We start from the raw sequence: 19,867 nt of genomic DNA, 5'->3' as shown, positions 1-19,867 counted from the left end.
GGTGCCGGGGGCACCACATGCGGTCCGCGGGCGGATACGTCCCCGCCACATCGGTTGCCCCGCGGGTTCGGCGTCGTGGGGCACGGTGTCCAGGCCGGCGGTCGAGGTGGGTGATGGTGTCGGCGTGGGTGGTGGTGCTGAGCGGGAGTATCGCGACCTTCGGTGGTTCGGGCCGAGTTCGACGTCTTCGGCGAGCAGGGTTCGCATCAGGTGGCCGACGGACGCCGGGGGCAGGTCCTCGTCGACGGCGATGTGCGGCATCGGGTGTTCCTCGTGGCCGGTGCGCCATCGGACCTGCGCCACCCATGCCGACCGGACGGCGGGGAACTGTGCGTGCGCACCGACAAAAATCGTGCCGCCCGTATCGACACCGTTCGTTTCCCACCGGCAAGGGCATCCTGGTCCACGGCAGCGGCACGTGTCGCGCCACGGCTTGACGCAGCGACAGTCCCGGAACGAATGCGGTCGCCACTCACGGGATTTGCCCGTCCGTATCTGCCGCCACCACCGGGGCGACAAAGGAGCCGGCAGGCACCGCTCGCGCGGCAGCAACCTCGGTCCGCAATCGTTCCCTGAACCCGGCCGATCGAAAGCCCATGTGCAACACGTGCTGACAGCCATCGCGGTCAACGTCGAAGCCTTAGCGGCCGCCCCGAAAACGAGGAATCCTCTGCGTCGCTTCCAGACCCATCCGGACCACAACGACACCCCCGGCCGAAGCCCTGGCGAACGCTTGGCAGTCGAGTCCCATCTGCCAAGATCACCGACAGAGTCAAGCTACGTGATCCCGATGACGTACGTCACGACCACGCCGCCGTCCCGGCCGGGCCTGGACGACCCGCCGGGCCGATGCCTCAGGTGGTGTCGAGCATCAGCGCAGTCAACGCCTCGGCGACCGTGGCGAGTCCGGGTAGGAGCGCGGTCCGCCCGGCCGCGTCGTCCGCAGCCCCGAGGACCAGGCGGTGCGCGGCGACCAGCTGTTCGGCGGCGGCCGTCAGGTGCGCGGTGGCTCTATCGACGTCCGGCGCGGCGGCGAAGTCGGGACGTCGTGCGAGTGGCCGTGGTACCGATGCGATTTCGGATGGACCTGCGCGTCGGTTCCGCCCGGTGCTTTGATTGTTCCTGTCGGCGGCGGCTCGGGACGGGGACGGTCGTGTGGAAGGACGTGATGCCGATCGTGGTCGGCTTCCTGCTGACCACGGTGCTGGGCGGGCTGCTGGGGGTCCTCTTCCAGCGACAGAGCTGGGCGCACCAGTATCGCGTCCAACTCGCCGACCAGGAATTGCAGCTCGCGTTGCGGATCTTCGAGGAGATCAGCCGCCTCCTGGACAAGCGGCTGTACCGGCTCCGGCTCCTTGCCGGCGAGGCCACCCCACCCAACACGGGAGCCCGCAGCGCGCTCGCCGAGTCCCACATGGACGCGTACCGGGCGGTGCTGTTCGAGTGGAACGACGGCATCAACCGGAACCTCGCCCTGGTTCAGCGCTACTACGGCGCCGAAATGCGCGATCGGCTCGACAACACGATCGGCGCGGCCTTCGTGGACCTCGGACGTGAGGTGGAAGCCCTGTGGAAAGGAGCAGGGCAGCTGCGCCCGGACCTCGAAACCCGTCTGCGACAGCTCGGCGGTTTGGTCTACCACTTCAATCTGGAGATGATCGAGGCCGTTCAACAGCGTGACGTGGGCTTGTTGGGACGAGCAAGGCCAACAGTCTGACCGGTGCCGAACGTCGGCATCCGTCCCCCGTGAAGGCGCCCGGTCGGATGTACCGCCCGCCCGCACCGCTCGCCATCCTGGTCTACGGGCACCGGCGGACACCTCGATGACCGCGCAGATCCCAAGTCCGGTGTCACAGGTCGGGTTTGCCCGATTCGCCTCGGCACCGTCGTTCGCGACCCGCGTCGGCGTCACGAACAGCCGTCACGCGGTGACCTCCGTGCCTGTTCGACAACGGCAACCGCGCATCCACCCGCATTCCGCCGCCCCGGACGGATGCGGACTCGGACCGTGTTCGGCGCGGTTCCCCAGTCGGGGCTCGCCCCCGGCCGCGCAGGTTCCCGCTTTCGGACGACGGGGCGGCGCGCCCGGTGTCGGTGTCGTTGGTGATGACCTTTCCCGTGACCGATGTTCCGGTGCCCGGCGACGCCGCCACCTCGAGCACGTGGAAAGCGACGACGCGCACCTGGTCGTGAACCCCTCGTCGGCTCGAGTCTCTCGGGAGCCTGCGCGGGGGCTTGCGGGCTGCGCCGGCTGGTGCGGCTGAGGCGTTCACCTACTCTTCCGAATCGTGTGGGATCGGTGCGTCGAAGACGTCGACAACGAACTCCGAGGTCCCGTTGCCCTCGAAATCGACGTCCCTGTCGCTGTGAAGCAGCGTATGGACCCTGACGCGACGCCCCTCAGCGCTTGCGGCCCCGGCTACCTTGAGCGCGCCGCGAACGGGTCCGAGGTCGTCAAGCGGCTGCTTGCTCGTCCAGGTTTCCAGAAGCTTCACCTCTGTGGGAAGCGCCCATGTACGCGGCTCGGCGTTGGCCGGCACGGTGACCTCGTCGCTGCGCAACTGGATCACCCAACCGATATCGCCATCACTGTCGCGCTCGTTCGACATACGAATACCGAGCCCGATCATGTAGGCGCCGTCGAGGTAGTCCTCGATCTCGTCGTCGAGCCGGCTGAAGTAAACGGCCGTGCGAACGATGTCGATCGGCCCACATTCGGTGAAGGCTCCGACTTTCGGTGCGCACTTGTCCTTGAGATACTGCCGCGCGGCCATACACACCGGTTTCGGAACGCGGTCCAACATGGCTTGGAGAGCTGTGTCGTCCCGGTCGGCCAGGAAGCTGTTGAGGGCATCGACGAGTTCCTCGGTCAGATGGAGATCGCCCGCCCCCAGCGTCGTGACCGCCTCCAACCGATCGCGGGGATCCTTGACGAGAGCGAATACCCTGCTTCGTCCCGGGCTCGTGTGTGCGATGAACGAATGAACCATTACCTGTCCCACCAGACGTTTCGGAAACGGCAACACGACGCATGCATGCCTTGGCGCCGCTGGAAATAGGGGTAAGCCCGCGCCTTGACGTGTCGTTCGAACTACGAGTTCGTTCGCATGGTCAACCAAGCGAGTGGCCGTCACACCCGGCACTCAAGCCCGAGTCTGCATAGCCACGAAAAGCTACCAGGGCACGGCCGTGACAGCAACGCCGAACAGGCGTAGGCAGCACGCACTTCCACGGCGACCAAGACAAGTCGTCACCCTGCGGGGAGATCGCTTCGAACCGGCGCGGGTCTGTAAATCGAACGGGTCTGCCTCACTTCCGGTGGTAGCTCAGTGTGATGGTCACGGGAGGAGGATGCGGTGGCGGAGGAGGTCGAATCCGGCTCGTCCGTGCATCTGCCGCATGATGCGTTTGGTCCGTGTGTTGACGCCTTCGGTGCGGCCGTTGTGGTGGGGCAGGGTGAGGGTCGCGTCGACTGCCGCGCGGTCGAGTTCGAGGCCGTTGGCGAAGGCGTGCAGGTGAGGCAGTCGGACGCGCGGACGGCTGCGATCCATGCGGTGAGTTCGGTCTCGTGTCCGGCGGTCGGCGCCGGCAGCCCGGCGAACGTCTTTATATGGCCTGCGAGTTCAGTAATCTCGGCGCATGCAGCCGTTGGTTCGGTCAGCAGTTCGGCGTCTTTGTCGCGCAGGTTGTCGGGGCGGGTGAGCAGGAGTCGGGCGAAGCGCCGTGGGGTGGTGACGGGCCGGTTGCCCTCGGCCCGTCCTTGGGTGATGTAGCGGTGGAGGAGGTTGAGGCTTCCGGTGTAGCCCTGCTTCTGGATCTCGCGGAAGAGTTGTTGGACGGGGACGGCGGGGTCGGCGGCACGGCGTGCACGCAGGTGGTCGCGGTAGGGGTCGACCAGCGTCGGCCGGTAGCGCGGCGCCCGGCGCAGGGACTCTGGTTCACGTATGCGCGCGTACCGCTTGACGGTGTTCGGGGAGACGTTCGGCCGGCGGGCGCATTCGAGCAGGCCAACGCCCTTGCCGAGCAGGTCGTGGACCTGGTGCCGGTGTTCGCGGGTGGTGTGCTCGCGGTCCCCGCCGGGGCGGGGTGGGTTGACCGTGGTCCGGCAGGAGGTGTGGGATCGCACCTCGGCGAGTGTCTTGTCACAGAGATTGCTCCATGAATGCCATCTGTCGGTCACTGCACCGCGTCGGGCAAGGCGCGGCGTATCGCCTCGGCGTAGGTGCTCGACCGTGCTCGCGTTCCGGGCGATTCGCCGAAGCCGTCGGCGGTTTCGTCGACGACCCCGACTCGCTCGCGCGCGAGGCGGCCTTGGGCGCCATCGTCGCCCTCCTCCTGGGACCCGGCCTCGCCGACCGCACACGGCCGGCAAGTCGAACCATGCGCTGGCGGCTCGCCGGTGACGCGGATCGACGCGAGTGCGCCGTGGTGACGTTGGCTCTGGGGGCGTGGGGCTGAGACGTCCGCGATCTCCCCGACGACCGGGACCCGGCGATCCGGGTGTGCGCGGCTCTGGCCCCGGTGTGCGCACACGCCGTCGACGCGGTCCGCGTGTTGAAGGCCGCGCTCGCGGACCCGACCGCCGTGGACCCCCGGTTTCTCGGATCTGCTGCGTGCGGTCGTGGGGCAACGGCGGCGCAGTGGTCACGGCGGCGGCCGAACGCACCCGGGTCCACCATGGCGCTGGCGGAGTCCCGCATGGAACGACTCGCGCTCGGATCTGGTCGAGGGGATGGAGTAGATCTCGGCGTCGCATGCGGCGCCACGGTTCGGGCAGCGCGGCGCGGCGAGGGTGTTCGGCAGTTCGACGCGTTCGCCGCGTACGGCGGTGGTGTTCGTCTCAGCCATCGACAGCCTTCTTCCCTCGGTATGGCACGACTGTGCTGGCGTGACACCTGCGTGCCGATGATCGCCGAACGACGCGGCGACCGACACCGGCATGTCTTTGGTGTTGTGGGTGGGTGTTGTGGTCGCTGCATGAGTGTGTCGCTGGTGGTGGTTCGCTCGATGAGTGCGAGTACCGGCCAGCCGTCCGCGGTTCTCCAATCGGTTCAGACACCTCGAACGCGCCATGCGGATGCGGGATTCGGGTGCGCGCATTCTCAGGATCTTGCGATCACGTGATGTGGGCGAGGATGCTCGTTCCGTAGCAAGCGCGTGTCCGGCCTGGGGGAGGCAGTGCGATGGGTGAGCACGAGGGCGACAAGGATTTCGGTCAGCAGAAGCCGAGTCCGGATGGTTCGAAGCCGGCGCCGGTGCCGGGGCGGCACAAGAAGGACGACCCCAAGGACGGCAAGTGACCAAGCACGACCCGCTCGCGTATGCCCGACGGCTCGCGGACACCGTTGCGGCGGCGGTTCCCGGCCTGGACCCGCGGTGGCACGAAGCGGTCGCGACCGTGCGTCGGGACCTGTTCCTGCCGGACCGCGTCTGGACCGACACCGGGCCCGTGGACCGCTCTGTCGACGAGAAGGCGTGGTGGGACGTCGCGTACGACGACGTTCCGGTGATCACCGCGATGGACGGCGCGCCTGGCCGTGAGGACTGGCCCACCTCGTCCGCGTCGCAGCCCTCGGTCGTGGCGGCGATGCTCGACCTGCTCGACCCGACCACGGGCCCGTTCCTGGAGATCGGCGCCGGCACCGGCTGGAACGCCTGCCTCCTGCGCGCGGCCTCCGGGCGTGAGGTGGTCAGTGTCGAGATCGACCCGGACCTGGCCCGAGCGGCTCGCGACGCGTGCGAACGCGCGGGCGTACACCCGTACATCGTCACCGGCGACGGCGTCCTCGGTCACCCGTCCCGCGCCCCGTACGCGGCGGTGGTCGCGACGTGTTCCGTGCATGTCGTCCCTCCCGCGTGGGTCGAGCAGACCCGCCCCGATGGGACGCTCCTGGTCCCGTGGACCTCGCCGTGGGTGTCCTACGGCATCGCCCGCCTGACCCGCGACGACGACGGGGGAGCGACGGGCCCGTTCGCTCCCCTGGGCTCGTTCATGCCGTTGCGGGCCGCCGCGGCCGGGTACGACGAGAGCCCGCCAACCGTGGACCACGATGCCCCAACGCGTGAGCGTATGTCGGATCTGGCACCGTGGGCGGTGCAACCGGAGGAGCCCGAGGCCGCGTTCGTCGTCGGCGCCACGCTGCCCGGATACCGCTTCCTCACCGCCCGCGCCCATGACCCGCAGCCGGGGGATTGGTGCTGCACCCTGCGGGTGAGCGACGCCACCGGAGCGAACTGGGCAGACGTCGCCCATGTCCGAGACCGGAACGAGGGGCCCTTCGCGGTCACCGTGCACGGCGAAGGCGACGTGTGGGCCGACATCGAACACACCCACGCACGCTGGACCGCCCAAGGCCGCCCCGGACCCGAACGCTTCGGCCTGCGCGTCGAACCGGACGGCGCCCAACATGTGTGGTTCGACCACCCGTCCGGCCCCACCTGGCCCCTGGCCGACATCGGCCACCACGCGACGACCTGACGCCGCCCGGCGCCACGCGAGGTCACGCCCTTGCGACCATTCCGCGCCCGGCTTCCCCCGCTCCCTCCACACCCGGCCACTCCGACACAACCGCCCCGCCGACATTTCACCAGCGCATGCCGAGTTCGGTGAGGAGCCGCGCCCGTTCCTCGTTCAACGAACTCCGCCGTGTGCGCTGGTTGTTGACCCACTTGCCGAGCCGCACCTCGACGACCCCGCCGCCCTCGCCCGCGCCACCACCGGGCCCGGTCGCGGTCTCCATCGTCACGGTTTCGACGTGTGCGCGGGGTACTTCGAGGTCCCCTTCACGTTCGCGGTAGGCGACGGCCGCGGCGAACGCCGTCTCCCACGCGCCCTGTGAGTGTGCGGGTTGGTGTCAGCGGGTTGCCGGCAGCGGTTCCGGGTCCGGTTTCTCGTTGTTGAGCTGGGCTTTGTCGGTCTGATCGCAAGATTCTTGGCTGTCATGGGGTGACCGGACTGCTGTCGTGGCGTGCCCAAGAGCGCTAGGCCCTGTATCGAGTTGTGATCAATCTGTGGGATTCGTCGTCAGGGCGGTCGTGATCTGGTAGATCGTGTTGTTGTGACGCGAAGGCAACTGACGGACGTGGAGTGGGAGTTCATCGGGCCGTACCTGCCGATCGGTGCGTACGGTCCGTATCCCGAGCGGCTGCGGCAGCAGTTCGAGGGCGTGATCTGGAAGTTTCGGACAGGTGCGCAGTGGCGTGAGATACCGGAGCGGTTCGGTGCGTGGCCCACCGTCCACAACCGTTTCCGGCAGTGGCGGGACGCCGGTGTCTTCGAGGCCCTGTTGGAGGGCCTGATCGCGGAGGCGGCGAAACGAGGCGAGGTGGACCTGTCGTTGGTGAGCGTGGACTCGACCACCGTCCGGGCGCATCACGACGCCGCCGGGCTGCGTCTCGACCCCGAGACGCTCGTCGCGTTGGAGAAGGCTGCCGCCGAGGAGGAGAAGGCCCGGCAAAAAGGGGCGACCCGGAGGAACAAGACGGGAACGGGGCAGGAATCGACCCGGACCGGGAGGAACGACGACGTGTCCGGCGCCGGCACCGGATCCGGCTGAGGGCCGCCCTGCTCGGACGCTCAAGGGGCGGGCAGACCTCGAAGATCCACCTCGCCTGCGACCGGAACTGCCGCCCGTTGGCGTTCGTCGTGACCGCGGGACAGGCCGCCGACAGCCCGCAGTTCGTCCCCGTCCTCGGGAGAATACGGGTGCGCGGGCCCGTCGGGCGGCCGCGCATCCGGCCCGACGCGGTCGCCGGGGACAAGGCCTACTCGTCCCGCGGCAACCGTGCCCACCTGCGGAAACGCCGCATCAAGGCGGTCGTCCCGGAAAAGCGTGACCAAGCCGCCAACCGCAAAAGGAAAGGCAGCAGGGGCGGGCGGCCCGTCGGCCACGACGCCGACCTCTACAAGGAACGGAACACCGTCGAGCGCCTGATCAACAAGCTGAAGGCATGGAGAGGCATCGCGACCCGCTATGACAAGACCCCCGAGAGCTACCTTGCCGGTCTCCACCTTCGCGCCGCAATGATCTGGCTCAAGGAACTCAGCCGGAGCACCTGTTGATCTCAACTGGATACACGGCCTAGTACTGCAACGGTGTTTGTCCGTCAGGGTGGGAGTGGGTCGCCTCGTCGTTTGTAATGGCTGACGTGGGCCTGGTGTTGGCGTCGTCGTCGCCAGTGTGACCAGTGGAGGACGTGGTCGATTGGGGCGGGTTGTCGGTGGGTGAGGCGGTGGATCAGGCGTCGGATCTCGGAGAGGCTGAGGGGACGAGGTGGGAGGATCCGTTTCTGCTTTCCCGGTGTCGTCGAGATCGTGGGCGCGGGCGACGGTGAGCGCGGCGTGTGCGGCCATGGCGAGCGTCATGTGGCGGTGCCAACCGTCGTACCGGCGGACCTGGTAGTCGTCCAGGCCGCATTCCTGCTTCGCGCTCTGGAAGCACTCCTCCACCGCCCAGCGGCTGCCCGCGACACGCACGAGCTCGTCCAACGTGGTCTCGGCGGGGCAGTAGGCGATGTAGTGCGTGATCTCGTCGGTACGCTTCACGCTGCGGCGAGCGATCACCCAGTGTCTGCGGTCGGGACGGTGCCAGGGGCGAACCTCCACCCTCGCCCAGTCGTAGACGCGGCGTCCGTGGGCGCCGTCGCCGCACGATCGGCGCTTCCACTTCTGCCGCGGCAACCCCTGGAACAGATCGGCCACCGGGTGGTCGAGCGCCCAACGGGTGACGACCGTGTCGTGACGGGTGGTCGCCATCACGTGGAAGACGTCCGCGCGCTCCAACTCCGAACGCCAACTCTTGCTGTAGCCGTAACCGGCGTCCGCGGTCACCCACCGGAAGGGGATCCCGTCGGCCACGGCGCGGGCGACCATCGCCCGCGCCGTCGCCGTCTTCGTCGCGAAGGCGATCCCCTCCGGGACGCCGGCCTCCCGGCAGCGCTGCGGGTCGTCCGTCCACGACACCGGGAGGTAGAGGCGGCGGTCGATCAACGTGCGCCCACGAGGGGCCGAGTAGGCCAGGAACACCCCGACCTGGCAGTTCTCCGTCCGTCCGGCGGTGCCCGAGTACTGACGCTGCACCCCCGCGGATCGCACGCCCTTCTTCAGGAACCCGGTGTCGTCCACGATCAGCACGGCCTCCGGGTCGCCGAGGTGCTGGACGACGTAGCCGCGCACGTCGTCCAGCACCGCGTCGGCGTCCCAATCGATCCGGTTCAGCAACCTGTGGATGCGATCCGGCCCGCCGTGGCCGGCCTCCTCCGCGAGCGTCCACCCGTTCTTGCGCTCCAACGGCGCGACCAACCCGCGCATGTACGCAAGCGCGCTCTCCCGCGGCTCCGCCCGCCCGAAACGATGCACGAAATCCCCGTGCACCCGCTCCAACTCCCCGGCCCACTCACGCACATCATCAACGACCCCACCCATAACCACATCAACGACCGCGCAGACGAACCGTCACGGGAAAGACCGTTGCAGTACTAGCACCCTCGACGCCACCACGCTGACCGCAACCCGCCGCCAGTCCAAACCCTTCGGCGAACCCCGCGGCGCCCAACCCACTCAGGACAACGGCCAATGGCCCGACGACAAGGGCTTCCTTGGCAAACCGATGGACGCCACCGGCCTCACCCACGTCGGTGCCCGCGAATACGACCCCGCCCTCGGCCGCTTCATCAGTGTCGACCCCGTGATGGACCTCACGGACAACCAACAAATGCACGGCTACACCTACGCAGGCAACAACCCGGCGACAATCAGCGACCCTTCAGGCCTCTTCAGCATTGGCGAAGCCATGGGAGCGGCCGCCGGCGAGGACAAGAGGCAAAAGAAGGCGCAGCATCGGACCACGGAAACTGCCAAGCGAAAGGGCAGCAACCCTGTCCGGACTGTCTCCTATCAGAGCGGAGGACGGAAGCAGGGTGACGACCCCCAGATGATGCTCGGTGAAGCCGCCATCCTGGGCGCGATTGCCGCCTACCAAGCCACGATACGCGCGAAGGCAATCGCTGAATCGCTGGTCGATCTGGCGGAAACCACATGGGATCGCTGCAAGTCGGGTGGGTTCTATATCTGCTCGTCGGGCTTCTGGCGAGGAGATTGGCTTCCCTTCCGCGGTGGGGGTGGGAAAAAATGCCACAGCTTCATTCCGGACACGGAAGTTCTGATGGCCGACGGGTCTACGAAGCCGATCCAGGAAATTGAGCCCGGTGACACGGTTTCTTCGACTGATCCTGAGACCGGGGAAAACAAGCCTCGCACTGTTCTTGCCTCCATCACCACTGAAGACGACAAAGAATTCGCCGAAATCACGGTCAAAGACGACCAGGGCGAAGCCTCGGTAATTGCCACCACGAATCACCCGTTCTGGGTTCCAGATCTGAAGCAGTGGGTCAACGCGGGTGACCTCAACCCCGGCCAGTGGCTCCAAACCGCCTCAGGTACCTGGGTTCAAGTTTCTGCCGTTCGGGTCTATACCAAGCACCAGCGCACTCACGACCTGACCGTCGACACGGACCACACGTACCACGTGCTTGCGGGTGCCACGTCTGTTCTGGTTCATAACTGTGAAGACGGAAAACTCACCGACAGCGCTCGCAAAAAGTACGAGGAAATTGCGGATAGCCTTCCCGTTCGAGTAAACGATGAAGGCGAGACTCACGGGGTAATTGTCGATGGCAACGGAAAGGAACTTAGTGAACGAATTGACAGCTCGCAAAATTATGAGTATAGACTAGTCAATGATCTTCTCAGGGTAACGATGGAGTTCGATCATCCCAATCGCCGGTTGGGGGACGTTGCCACCTCTTCTCACGTGGAGGCGAAGGTTGCCTATCGAATGTGGTCCAATCGCACTAAAAATGCCGATCCTATGCATGTGGATGTCATCATTAACAACCGTAATGGGCCCTGTGGTGAAGAGGGGAGCCTCAGGTGCATGCAAGTCGTCCCATACATCCTTCCCATGAATTCGACGCTTCGAGTGTGGTATAGAGATCGCAATGGGAAGCTGGTATCACAGCCGATCGTATCGAAACGAACAACCAATTAGGGTGACGCGGATCCTGTTCCGATGTGCCGGGCCGGCGCGCCACATCGTTGACTGGGTGGTCTGACGGCCAGCGCTGGGACAATTTGGGCCATGGCCGGTCAAGGCTCGCTGCATGGTGAGTCGCAAGAGCTGAAGCAAGGAACCCTGTGACGGAATCCGACGGTGGCTGCCTGCCGGTCATCGGTTCTGGCGCGGTGGGAGAGCGGTCGTCGACGGCCTGCGAGGCGAGCGTATTTGACGCGGCTCGTTCACGGGTCCGAAGTGCTCTCCGTCTGGTTCGGTTCCATGGCTCGATGGAGCCTGGCCGTGCCCCTCCGCCACAAGTGCGGATGCCGATGTGGATCGTTCGGCGTAGACCGCTACGGTTTCGTGGTGTGGATAACATTGCCGAGCTCGATCGTCGTCTTCGTGCCCTCGACCCGTGGTTGCCGCAGAAGGTGGTGTCGGCGTTGGTCGAATGCGGCCACCTCGACGAGGTCCGTCGCCAGGCGCGGAGAGGGGATTGGTGTTGCGCCCGGGAGTGGGCGTCGGTGCTCGCCGCGCGGGGTGAGCGGGACGCGGCGTTGGGAGTGCTGGCCCCGTTCGCGGATACCGGTTGGTGGGTGGCGGTGGAAGCGGTCGCGGAGCACCTGGTCGGGTGGGGACGCACGGCCGAGGCGATTGCCCTGGTTCGCCCGGCGGCGGAGCGCGGCGAGCGGTCTGCGATCGCGCGGCTGGCAGGGCTGTTGGCCGGCGAGGGTCGGATAGACGAGGTAATCGCGGTTCTGGCCCCGCACACCACGGACACGTTCCGTGCCCGGGAGTTGGTCGACCTGACCGCCGGTTGCGGCCGTGACGACACGGTGTTGGCCCTGCTGCCCACGGTGCCCGCCGAGCCGCCGTTCGGGGAACTCCCGGCCGTCGTGGGTCTGCCCGCCGAGGTGTTGGAGCGTCAGGGCCGCGTCGACGAGGCCCTAGCCCTGCTGGCCACCCGCGTCCACCACCCCAACGGGTCGGTCAACGTGGTCCAGCAGTACGCCGAAACCCTGGCACGCCACGCTCGGGAGGCCCAGTTGCGGGACTTCGCCGACGGACCTGGCGGAGTACACGCGGCCTCGCGCCTGTCCGTCCTCCTGGAGGAACAGGGCCGCGTGGACGACGCCGTCGATGCCCTGCGACCGTTCGTCGCGACCGGCGATCCGAACCCCACGGTGCGGACGGCGGAGATCCTGTTCCGGCACGATCGCGTCGATGAGGCGGTCGAACTGCTGCGCCCGGAGCCGGGGCTGGCGTACTACGAGGCTTGGGTCCTGCAGTCGCTGTTCATCCGGTTGGTCGAGCGTGGGCGGGCGCAAGAGGCCCTGGAGATCGTCGACGGTCTGGCTGCGGTCGGCGACATGTCGGTCGAACTGTTCGGCCTGCATGTCTGGTTGCTCGGCGAGCTGGGCCGTACCGACCAGGCCATTGCCGAAGTGCGCGCGCGTCCGGACGTCGACACCGTGAACATGAGGGGCCGGCTGGTCGATTTCCTGACGTTCACGGGGCACTTTGACGAGGCCATCGGGATCCTGACGACAGAGAGCAGGAATGAGTGGGACGTTGCAACCCTGGCCTCGTTGCTGGTCCGTGTGGGACGGGTCGAGGAGGCCGTCACCACTTGGCACGAGCGTGACATCACTCCGAGGCCGAAGAATTACTGGGGTCCCCCGTGAGGTTGCCTGTCGAGGTGTGAGTGGTCGTTGGTTGTGGGGTGGTGTGGGGTGGGGTTTCGCAGGTGTGTCGGGATGGTTGTTCCGGGCGTGGGGTTGGTGGGTGTGGTTTCGGGTGCGGGTGGGGTGTTCGGGTGGGCTGGGGTTTTCTCACTTGTATCGGGTTTCGCGGGTGTTGTGGGATGCATCGAGATTTTGTGCAGTTGGGATGGGGATGCCATAGGGCGGTGGTTGCCCGCCCTGTTTGCCGGGCGATCGGGGGGACCGGCCCAGGTGGCGGGCCTCTTTCAGCACCGGGTGTAGTGGCGGATCCAGGACCGTAAAAGGTCGTCGGGTCCGGGCATGAGGCGGCCGAGTTCGAGTGTGTGGGCGGTGTGTTCGAGGAAAGCAGTCACGGCCGGGTGTCGATCGGGTCGGGATGTTGCCGGTAGGCGCGTACGAGCGAGGACGCGGGCGAGGGTGACCGTTTCGGGATGGACGATCACGGGCCGGGCGGTGAGTTCCCAGGAACTTCCTTGCGTGGTCGTGTGGTCGGGGTTGAAGGCGGCCAGGCGGTGTCCTCGCGCCTGCCACCGGCCGGTGAGACACAGTTCGTGGTCGTTGCGGCGGGTGACGATGGCCTGTACCCACGTGTAGGCGGTGTTCGCGTTCGGCCGGCGTCGGAGCCGCCGGTGTTCCCGGTGTGTGGGGGCGAGTTCGGGCACACCGCGGGTGTCCAGGAGTCGCGGTTGGGGGCCGCCGGTGCTCCAACACGCATGCCGTGGGCACCACACCCGATGGGCGGGCAGGTACACCCGTGCCCGTGCGGTGGCGCCGGCGGTGTGGCGCAGGGTGCACCACAGGCACGCTCACGAGGGTTGTTCGTACGGGCCTGGGCGGTGCCACGCGGCGGTGCCGGCCCCGGTCGCCGCGACGGCGTCCGGTGTTCGGGCCGGGTACCCGTCCCGGGGCCGTTCGAAGTGGGGGAGCGCCCGCGCGAGGTGGTGGTGGGGGACTCGGGCGAGGACTGAGGGGCCCCGCGTTTTCCGGACGCCTTGTTTGTTGTCCTTTTATGCCGCGAGTCTGGGTCCGTCGTGGTCCCGCAGAGCTTCGAGGGGTGTGCGGTATCCCAGGCCCGAGTGGATTCGTCGGCGATTGTAGAAGCCTTCGATGTATCTGACAACTTCGCGGCGCGCCTTCGCGTGGCTCGTGAAGACGTAGCGGTTGAGGCATTCGTTCTTCAGCGCGCCGAAGAAGGATTCGGCCATTGCATTGTCCCAACACACTCCGGTGCGGCCGACCGATTGACGCATGTCGAGGTGATCCAGGACTCGGGCGTATTCGTCCGAAGTGTAGTTGGTGGATTCAACTGGTCGTCGCAACGCCTCGATAGTGGAGGTGTCGATGGGCAGGCCGGCCGGATGGATGCGGGAGTTGACGGGCAGGGCGCCGATGAAGTCGCCGGGGAAGCCCTCGCTTCGTCGTGACGTCGAGCGGTTGTTCTGGCGTGAGGTCGCCAGGGGGCTGACCAGCGAGGACGCCGCGGTCGCGGTCGGCGCGTCGCAGGCGGCCGGCACTCGATGGTTCCGGGAACGTGGCGGGATGCCGACGTTCATGACCACCCCGCTGTCGGGCCGCTACCTGTCGTTCGAGGAGCGGGAGGAGATCGCGCTGTTGACGGTCCAGGGTTTCGGGGTTCGGGAGATCGCCCGTCGACTGGGGCGCGCGCCCTCGACCGTCTCGCGGGAGCCCGCCGCAACGCCGCCACCCGCGGCGGAAAACTGCATTACCGGGCGTCGGTTGCGCAGTGGAAGGCGGAACTTGTGGCGCGGCGCCCCAAGACCGCCAAACTCGTCGCGAACGAACGACTCCGCGCATACGTGCGGGACCGCCTTTCGGGCCGGCTCCGCCGACCCGACGGAACACCGGTACCCGGGCCGGAGACCGTGCAGTGGAAGGGCCGCAACAAACCGCGCCGGCAGGACCGCAGGTGGGCGACGGCATGGAGCCCGGAACAGATCGCCCGCCGCCTGGCAACCGACTTCCCCGACGACGACTCCATGCGGATATCGCACGAAGCGATCTACCAGGCCCTCTACGTCCAGGGGCGCGAAGCCCTCCGGCGCGAGTTGGTCGGTTGCCTGCGCACCGGACGGGCGCTGCGTGTTCCCCGTGCCCGCTCACGACGACGCCCGGCAGGACACGTCACCCCCGACGTGATGATCGGCGAGCGGCCCGCCGAAGTCGCCGACCGGGTGGTCCCGGGGTCACTGGGAGGGCGACCTGATCATCGGCACCGACCGGTCCGCGATCGGCACGCTCGTGGAACGCACGACCCGGTTCACCATGCTGCTCCACCTGCCGCGCATGGACGGCTACGGCCTCGAATCCCGGGCGAAGAACGGCCCCGCCCTGGCCGGCCGCGGCGCCGAGGCCGTCAAGGACGCGATCGCCGCCACGATCACCACGCTCCCCGAACAACTGCGTCGCTCGCTGACCTGGGACCGCGGCAAGGAATTGGCCCAGCACGTCCGACTCCGCATCGACACCGGAATGCGGGTCTACTTCGCCGACCCGCACAGCCCATGGCAACGCGGCACCAACGAGAACACCAACGGCCTGCTACGCCAGTACTTCCCCAAGGGCACCGACCTGTCCCGCTGGAACGCCGACGAACTCGAGACTGTCGCCGCCGCACTCAACAACCGGCCCCGCAAGACACTCAACTGGCGAACTCCCGCCGAGGCCCTCAACGATCATCTACGCTCCCTGCAAGGAAGCGGTGTTGCAACGACCCCTTGAACTCAAGCAATACACATCGTTTCGCCTGGCCGAACACCTCGACGCGGCGGGCATCACCGCCTCCATCGGCTCGGTCGGCGACGCCTCTACAACGCCCTGATGGAGCCCGTCATTGCCCCGTTCAAGACCGAACTCATCGAACCCCGACGACCATGGAAGACCCTCTCCCACGCCGAACTCGGCACCGCCGAACGGGTCGACTGGTACAACCACCGCCGACTCCACGGTAAGACGGGCCACTTGCCACCTGTCGAATACGAAGCCAACTACTACCAGGAAACCGCAAAACCCCAGGTCACAGCAACCATCTGGGATCTCCATCAGACCCGGGGCGGTTCATCGATCGCGGTGATGGCGGCTTGGCGGATGAGGCGGGTGAGGCTGCCGATCCGTCCGGCGGTGCGGTGGTGGAGATAGGCGGCGAGACGGGGGAGCGCCCCGGCGCGGTGTGTGTTTCGGGTCGAGGGCGGTTTCCACGCCGGCGATCAACTCTTTGAATGGTTCGCGTGTGCCGAGCCGTGCGGGGAACGCGCCGCACTCGACGAGTACTGCCTGCCATCGCACCGGCAGCAGTTCGAGGTAGTCGCCGCGGCTCAGTGGTACCGGTACGTACCCGCAGGTCGCGACCAGGGCGGCCCACATCCGGTTCGGCGTCGACGCGACCCTCGGCATAACCGGATGTCGCAGCCCATCGTGGGGGCGGTGGTGCCGGTGCACGAGCCATTCGTCGAGCAGGTCCCGCAACCGGGCAACGCTGAAGCACGCCTCACGCTACCGGTGGTTTGTTGACAGCGGGTCAGGGTCGCGGTATGCCGATAGGAGGGAACGTCGCCTGCGCCTCGGGGGTTGCGATGACCAAGCGTGTGCCCTGTCCGCCTGCGCCGGGGCCGCTGGAGGCCTACGCCGCGCGGTTCGACGACCTGTTCTCGACGTTGGCACAACGGCGTGGGTTTCGCGAGTACATGGCCGGGCTGTTGCTGCCGAGGGACCGCAACAAGACGCTGACCTGCCTGGCAGGTACGGAACCCGTGGTCGGTGCACAACATCCGGCGGTACAGCGGCTGCAGTTCTTCCTGTCCGAGTCCACCTGGGACCACGAGCGGATCAACGCCCGTCGCGTGGAGCTGTTACTGGCGGATCCGGCGACCGCGCCGCACGCGGGCGGGGTGTTGGTGATCGACGACTCCGGCGACCGCAAGGACGGCACGGCGACCGCGCACGTCGGCAAGCAGTACCTGGGATCGGTCGGCAAGATCGACCGCGGCGTCGTCACCGTGACCACGTGTTGGGCGGACGAGCGCCTCTACTACCCCCTGCACGCCGTCCCCTACACCCCGGCCCACCACCTCCCACAGGGCAGGAACGACCCCGACTTCCGCACGAAACTGCGGATCGGGGCCGCCCTGGCCCGCGAAGCCAAGCAGGCCGGGGCGTCCTTTCGGGCGGTCGCCGCAGACTGCGCCTACGGCGACCAGGACGGCTTCCGCAGCGAACTCTCGGACGCCGGAATGCCGTTCGTGCTGGCGTTGAAGCCGCGCCACGGGATCTGGACCCGGGGCAACCAGGCCCATACTCCCGTCGACGCCGCCCGCGTCCCGACCTGGGGCGGGCCGCAGGATCCCGGGGACTGGAACGCGGTGATCCGTCGCTTCCGGGACGGCCACACCGAGACCTGGTGGGCCGCCGACGCGAGGCTGGGGTGGTGGGGCCCGGACGGGACGACACGCCTGGTGGTGGCCACCGCCGACCCGGCGACACTGCCGGCCAAGGCCACCTGGTACCTCGCCACCAATCTGCCCCGCCCGGGCGGGCCCCGCGAGGACGAAAGCCCGCACTCCGCGGCCGACCTCACCGAGATCGTGCGCATCCACGGGATCCGTCATTGGATCGAGCAGAGCTACAACCAGGTCAAGGACGAACTCGGCTGGGCCGACTTCCAAGTCCGCTCCGACACCGCGATCCGACGCCACCAGACCCTGGTCAACTGCGCCTTCTCGTTCTGCTGGGACGCCTGGTTCGCCCCGCCCCCACCCCGTCCGTGGACGCCGAGGAGTTGGAACCGCACCACCCAGAGAGGGGGAACTCCCACGTCCCACCAGCCCCGAACGGCCTCCTGGCCCCAAGCGATCCGGGCCGTCCGTGGCTGGTTGACGCCCTGGACCACGCTGCAACGCTACTGGCGGGCATGGTCGACCGAGCCCCCGCCCACCGAACTCCAGAACCTGATCAACGCCCTCGGCGTAGGAAGACCTATCGGCCTCTACATCCCGGTCTAACAAACCACCGGTAAGCGTCTTCGCCGCGCCGGCCGGCGTCGGAGCCGGTGTATCCCGGAAGGTGTTGGCAGAACAGGGAGTTGGACGGGACGCCCCGGATGGTCGGCGGGCCGGGCGAGTTCACGGACGAGTCGGTGGAAGGTGGCCTGCGACGGCATCGCCACCGCATCACCGTGCCGGTCCTCGAGGACCTTCGCGACCAACGGCATCAGGCCCTTGACGGTCCCCTTGGAACGCCCCGGCGCCCTCGGAGCACGTCCTCGACCGCAGCGACGACCCGCGCATCGGTCCGTCCCACCCCGCCGGCGGCACGCGTCGTGCGGTGGTCGACCAGCCCCCACAATCCCTGCCGCCGATACCGGCCGCGCATGTGCTGCACCGTCGTCCGCGACACCCGCCCGAAGCCCGACGCCGTCAACTCCTCGGCCTTGGCACGCTCCCGCTCGGCCAACGTCCACCGTGCCCGCGTACTCCGGCCGCATTCCCTCGCCGACTTCCGCAGGATCCCGGGTGCTTCGGTCGTTGCGTGCGGCCCGACCGGCGAATTCGGGCCGTGCCGGCCATAGGGGGAACCTGGTGAGCGCCGCGAACGTGTGGCGCAAGCCTGACTGATCGCGGTGCCCGCGACGGGCCGGGATCGCTTCCACGGCCGATGTCGGTGAACAGCCCGCATGTGCGTTTGGCCCGTCCTCCTCCGGCGGTCGTTGCTCGTGCAGATCGTCCTCGCCTCACACGTCGCAGGCCCGCTTCGCTCGTTGCGGCGGAATGAGGACTTCCGGGAAGGGTCGGTCATGGCGCTTGCGGGACGGCTACGGTGTTTGCCCCGCCGGCGAATTCTGGGAGCGCGCGTGGCCGTTGTCGTGGAGCCGGTGGTCTCGGTCGAGAAGCTTCGGGAGGTGTTGGCCGAGGGCGTCGAGCAGCCGGCGCTCGACTACAAGGGCACCCTCGATCTCGCCGAGAAGCGCGATCTCGTCGACATCACCAAGGACGTGGCGGCCATGCAGGCGCTGGACGAGGGGGGCTACCTCGTCATCGGCGCCGACCACGGGATTTCCACCGGTCTGCTCACCGAGCGGCACGCCGCCACGTTCGACGAGGCCAAGCTCCACCCCAAGCTGCAGATGTACATACCCGAGGTCGTCATCCAAAGTGCCTGGCACGCCATCGACGGCAACTGGCTCGTCCTGATCTACGTCGCGCCCAGCCCGGACGGATGTTGCGTGTTCAAGAGCGAAGGGGCTTATCAGGACGGCAAGCGTTCCAGGACGGTCTTCCTTCCCGGGGACGTCTTCGTCCGCCACGGCACCTCCAGCGAGCGCTGGGACCAAGGCGACGTCGCCAGGATCTGGCGACGCGCCATCGGCGCGCACAAGGAGGAGTGGAGACGCGAACTCTCCCGGGAACTCGCCGCACAGGCCGCCCTCGGGAAGTCGGCCGCGAGTGTGCGCGACCGGCCGACCACCGCGCTGACCTGGCAACTGGACCAGGAGGTCTTCGACGCGTCGATCCTGGAATATCTGCGCGCCGACGACGACATCCCCCTACGGCGATTCGTGCTCACCGTCCCCACCCAGGCAATCGAGGTGTTGCGGACGACACCGGACGAACTCCCCACCCTCCTGGGCCGCGTGGCCTCCCTGACGGCCATCGGCATGACATACAAGCGCGAGCGCTGGGCCCTGGAAGGCGTGGACGCCCTGCTCGGCGTCTACAGCCTCGGCGAGAACCTGCACACCACGATCCCGAACACCCCCGTCTCCGCAGCCGATCTGTGGATCACCGTCCTGGACCACGTCTACGCCCTCGGCGCACTGGCCGTTCGCATGCGGAACTGGCCCATGCTCCGCGTCCTCGCGGACCGACGCGGTACCGACCACGGATTCCACTCGAACGGCAGCTGGTTGCGCCACGGCCTGACCGCCGCAGCCAGAGCCGGACTGTTCCACTCGTCCGGACTGATCGCAGCCGCCCGCAACGCCGTCCGCCGGATCGAGGCCCTCCTGTGATTCCGGGGGTGGTGGTTGGTGTGTGGACGGTGGTGTGGGCTGGGGTGTTGCAGGTCGGATGAGAACGT

Annotated in this window: 9 protein-coding genes and 7 pseudogenes; 9 read left to right on the top strand and 7 right to left on the bottom strand. The window is 67.6% G+C overall.

Going from position 1 to position 19,867, the window contains the following annotated elements:
* Nucleotides 1-1,153 precede the first annotated feature (1,153 nt).
* Nucleotides 1,154-1,717: a hypothetical protein gene (locus B4N89_RS46485; protein ID WP_078982756.1), complete on the top strand. Its 564-nt coding sequence runs from the start codon at nt 1,154-1,156 to the stop codon at nt 1,715-1,717.
* 556 nt (nt 1,718-2,273) lie between these two features.
* Here B4N89_RS46485 and B4N89_RS46480 read toward each other — a convergent pair.
* The 3 genes and pseudogenes from B4N89_RS46480 to B4N89_RS49450 form a co-directional block, all read right to left on the bottom strand.
* Nucleotides 2,274-2,912, bottom strand: a complete 639-nt coding sequence (locus B4N89_RS46480) for a Maf-like protein (protein WP_143658457.1) — start codon at nt 2,910-2,912, stop codon at nt 2,274-2,276.
* 426 nt (nt 2,913-3,338) lie between these two features.
* Nucleotides 3,339-4,254: pseudogene (locus tag B4N89_RS46475) on the bottom strand (transposase); the annotation flags it as partial.
* Nucleotides 4,255-4,644: 390 nt separating this feature from the next.
* On the bottom strand, nt 4,645-4,848 hold the full coding sequence (locus B4N89_RS49450) for a hypothetical protein (protein ID WP_143658455.1): 204 nt from the start codon (nt 4,846-4,848) through the stop codon (nt 4,645-4,647).
* Nucleotides 4,849-5,296: 448 nt separating this feature from the next.
* Between B4N89_RS49450 and B4N89_RS46470 the strand changes: the two genes are divergently transcribed.
* Nucleotides 5,297-6,478, top strand: a complete 1,182-nt coding sequence (locus tag B4N89_RS46470; protein ID WP_078982754.1) for a methyltransferase domain-containing protein — start codon at nt 5,297-5,299, stop codon at nt 6,476-6,478.
* Between the two features lie 106 nt (nt 6,479-6,584).
* Here B4N89_RS46470 and B4N89_RS46465 read toward each other — a convergent pair.
* Nucleotides 6,585-6,818 (bottom strand): annotated as a pseudogene (locus B4N89_RS46465) (helicase associated domain-containing protein); the annotation flags it as partial.
* A 240-nt stretch (nt 6,819-7,058) separates the two neighbouring features.
* Between B4N89_RS46465 and B4N89_RS46460 the strand changes: the two are divergent.
* A pseudogene (locus B4N89_RS46460) lies at nt 7,059-8,062 on the top strand (IS5 family transposase).
* A 175-nt stretch (nt 8,063-8,237) separates the two neighbouring features.
* Here the strand turns inward: B4N89_RS46460 and B4N89_RS46455 are convergent.
* Nucleotides 8,238-9,424 (bottom strand): annotated as a pseudogene (locus B4N89_RS46455) (IS701 family transposase).
* Here B4N89_RS46455 and B4N89_RS49445 point away from each other — a divergent pair.
* Both B4N89_RS49445 and B4N89_RS46440 read left to right on the top strand, forming a co-directional pair.
* Nucleotides 9,309-11,048, top strand: a complete 1,740-nt coding sequence (locus B4N89_RS49445) for a DddA-like double-stranded DNA deaminase toxin (RefSeq protein WP_143658454.1) — start codon at nt 9,309-9,311, stop codon at nt 11,046-11,048. The pseudogene B4N89_RS46455 and the gene B4N89_RS49445 sit on opposite strands and share 116 nt — an antisense overlap.
* Before the next feature lie 146 nt (nt 11,049-11,194).
* Entirely contained in the window at nt 11,195-12,739 is a 1,545-nt protein-coding gene (locus B4N89_RS46440; protein ID WP_235619394.1) for a tetratricopeptide repeat protein, read from the top strand.
* 1,046 nt (nt 12,740-13,785) lie between these two features.
* Here the strand turns inward: B4N89_RS46440 and B4N89_RS53685 are convergent.
* Nucleotides 13,786-14,331 carry an integrase core domain-containing protein gene (locus B4N89_RS53685; protein WP_414646491.1) on the bottom strand — a complete coding sequence of 182 codons (546 nt, stop codon included), beginning with the start codon at nt 14,329-14,331 and terminating at the stop codon, nt 13,786-13,788.
* On the opposite strand from B4N89_RS53685, the pseudogene B4N89_RS46420 reads away from it, so the two are divergent.
* Nucleotides 14,213-15,517, top strand: a pseudogene (locus B4N89_RS46420) (IS30 family transposase). The gene B4N89_RS53685 and the pseudogene B4N89_RS46420 sit on opposite strands and share 119 nt — an antisense overlap.
* Before the next feature lie 99 nt (nt 15,518-15,616).
* Nucleotides 15,617-15,934, top strand: coding sequence for an integrase core domain-containing protein (locus B4N89_RS46415; RefSeq protein WP_078982750.1), 318 nt, complete (start codon nt 15,617-15,619; stop codon nt 15,932-15,934).
* A 129-nt stretch (nt 15,935-16,063) separates the two neighbouring features.
* On the opposite strand, the pseudogene B4N89_RS52435 reads toward B4N89_RS46415, so the two are convergent.
* Nucleotides 16,064-16,285, bottom strand: a pseudogene (locus tag B4N89_RS52435) (transposase); the annotation flags it as partial.
* A gap of 83 nt (nt 16,286-16,368) precedes the next feature.
* On the opposite strand from B4N89_RS52435, the pseudogene B4N89_RS46410 reads away from it, so the two are divergent.
* Nucleotides 16,369-17,807 (top strand): annotated as a pseudogene (locus B4N89_RS46410) (IS701 family transposase).
* 834 nt (nt 17,808-18,641) lie between these two features.
* On the top strand, nt 18,642-19,799 hold the full coding sequence (locus tag B4N89_RS46405; RefSeq protein WP_078982749.1) for a helix-turn-helix domain-containing protein: 1,158 nt from the start codon (nt 18,642-18,644) through the stop codon (nt 19,797-19,799).
* Nucleotides 19,800-19,867 lie beyond the last annotated feature (68 nt).

It is taken from the genome of Embleya scabrispora, assembly GCF_002024165.1.
GTDB classification, from domain to species: Bacteria; Actinomycetota; Actinomycetes; order Streptomycetales; family Streptomycetaceae; genus Embleya; species Embleya scabrispora_A.
This window is presented reverse-complemented; position numbering and strand designations above follow the sequence as displayed.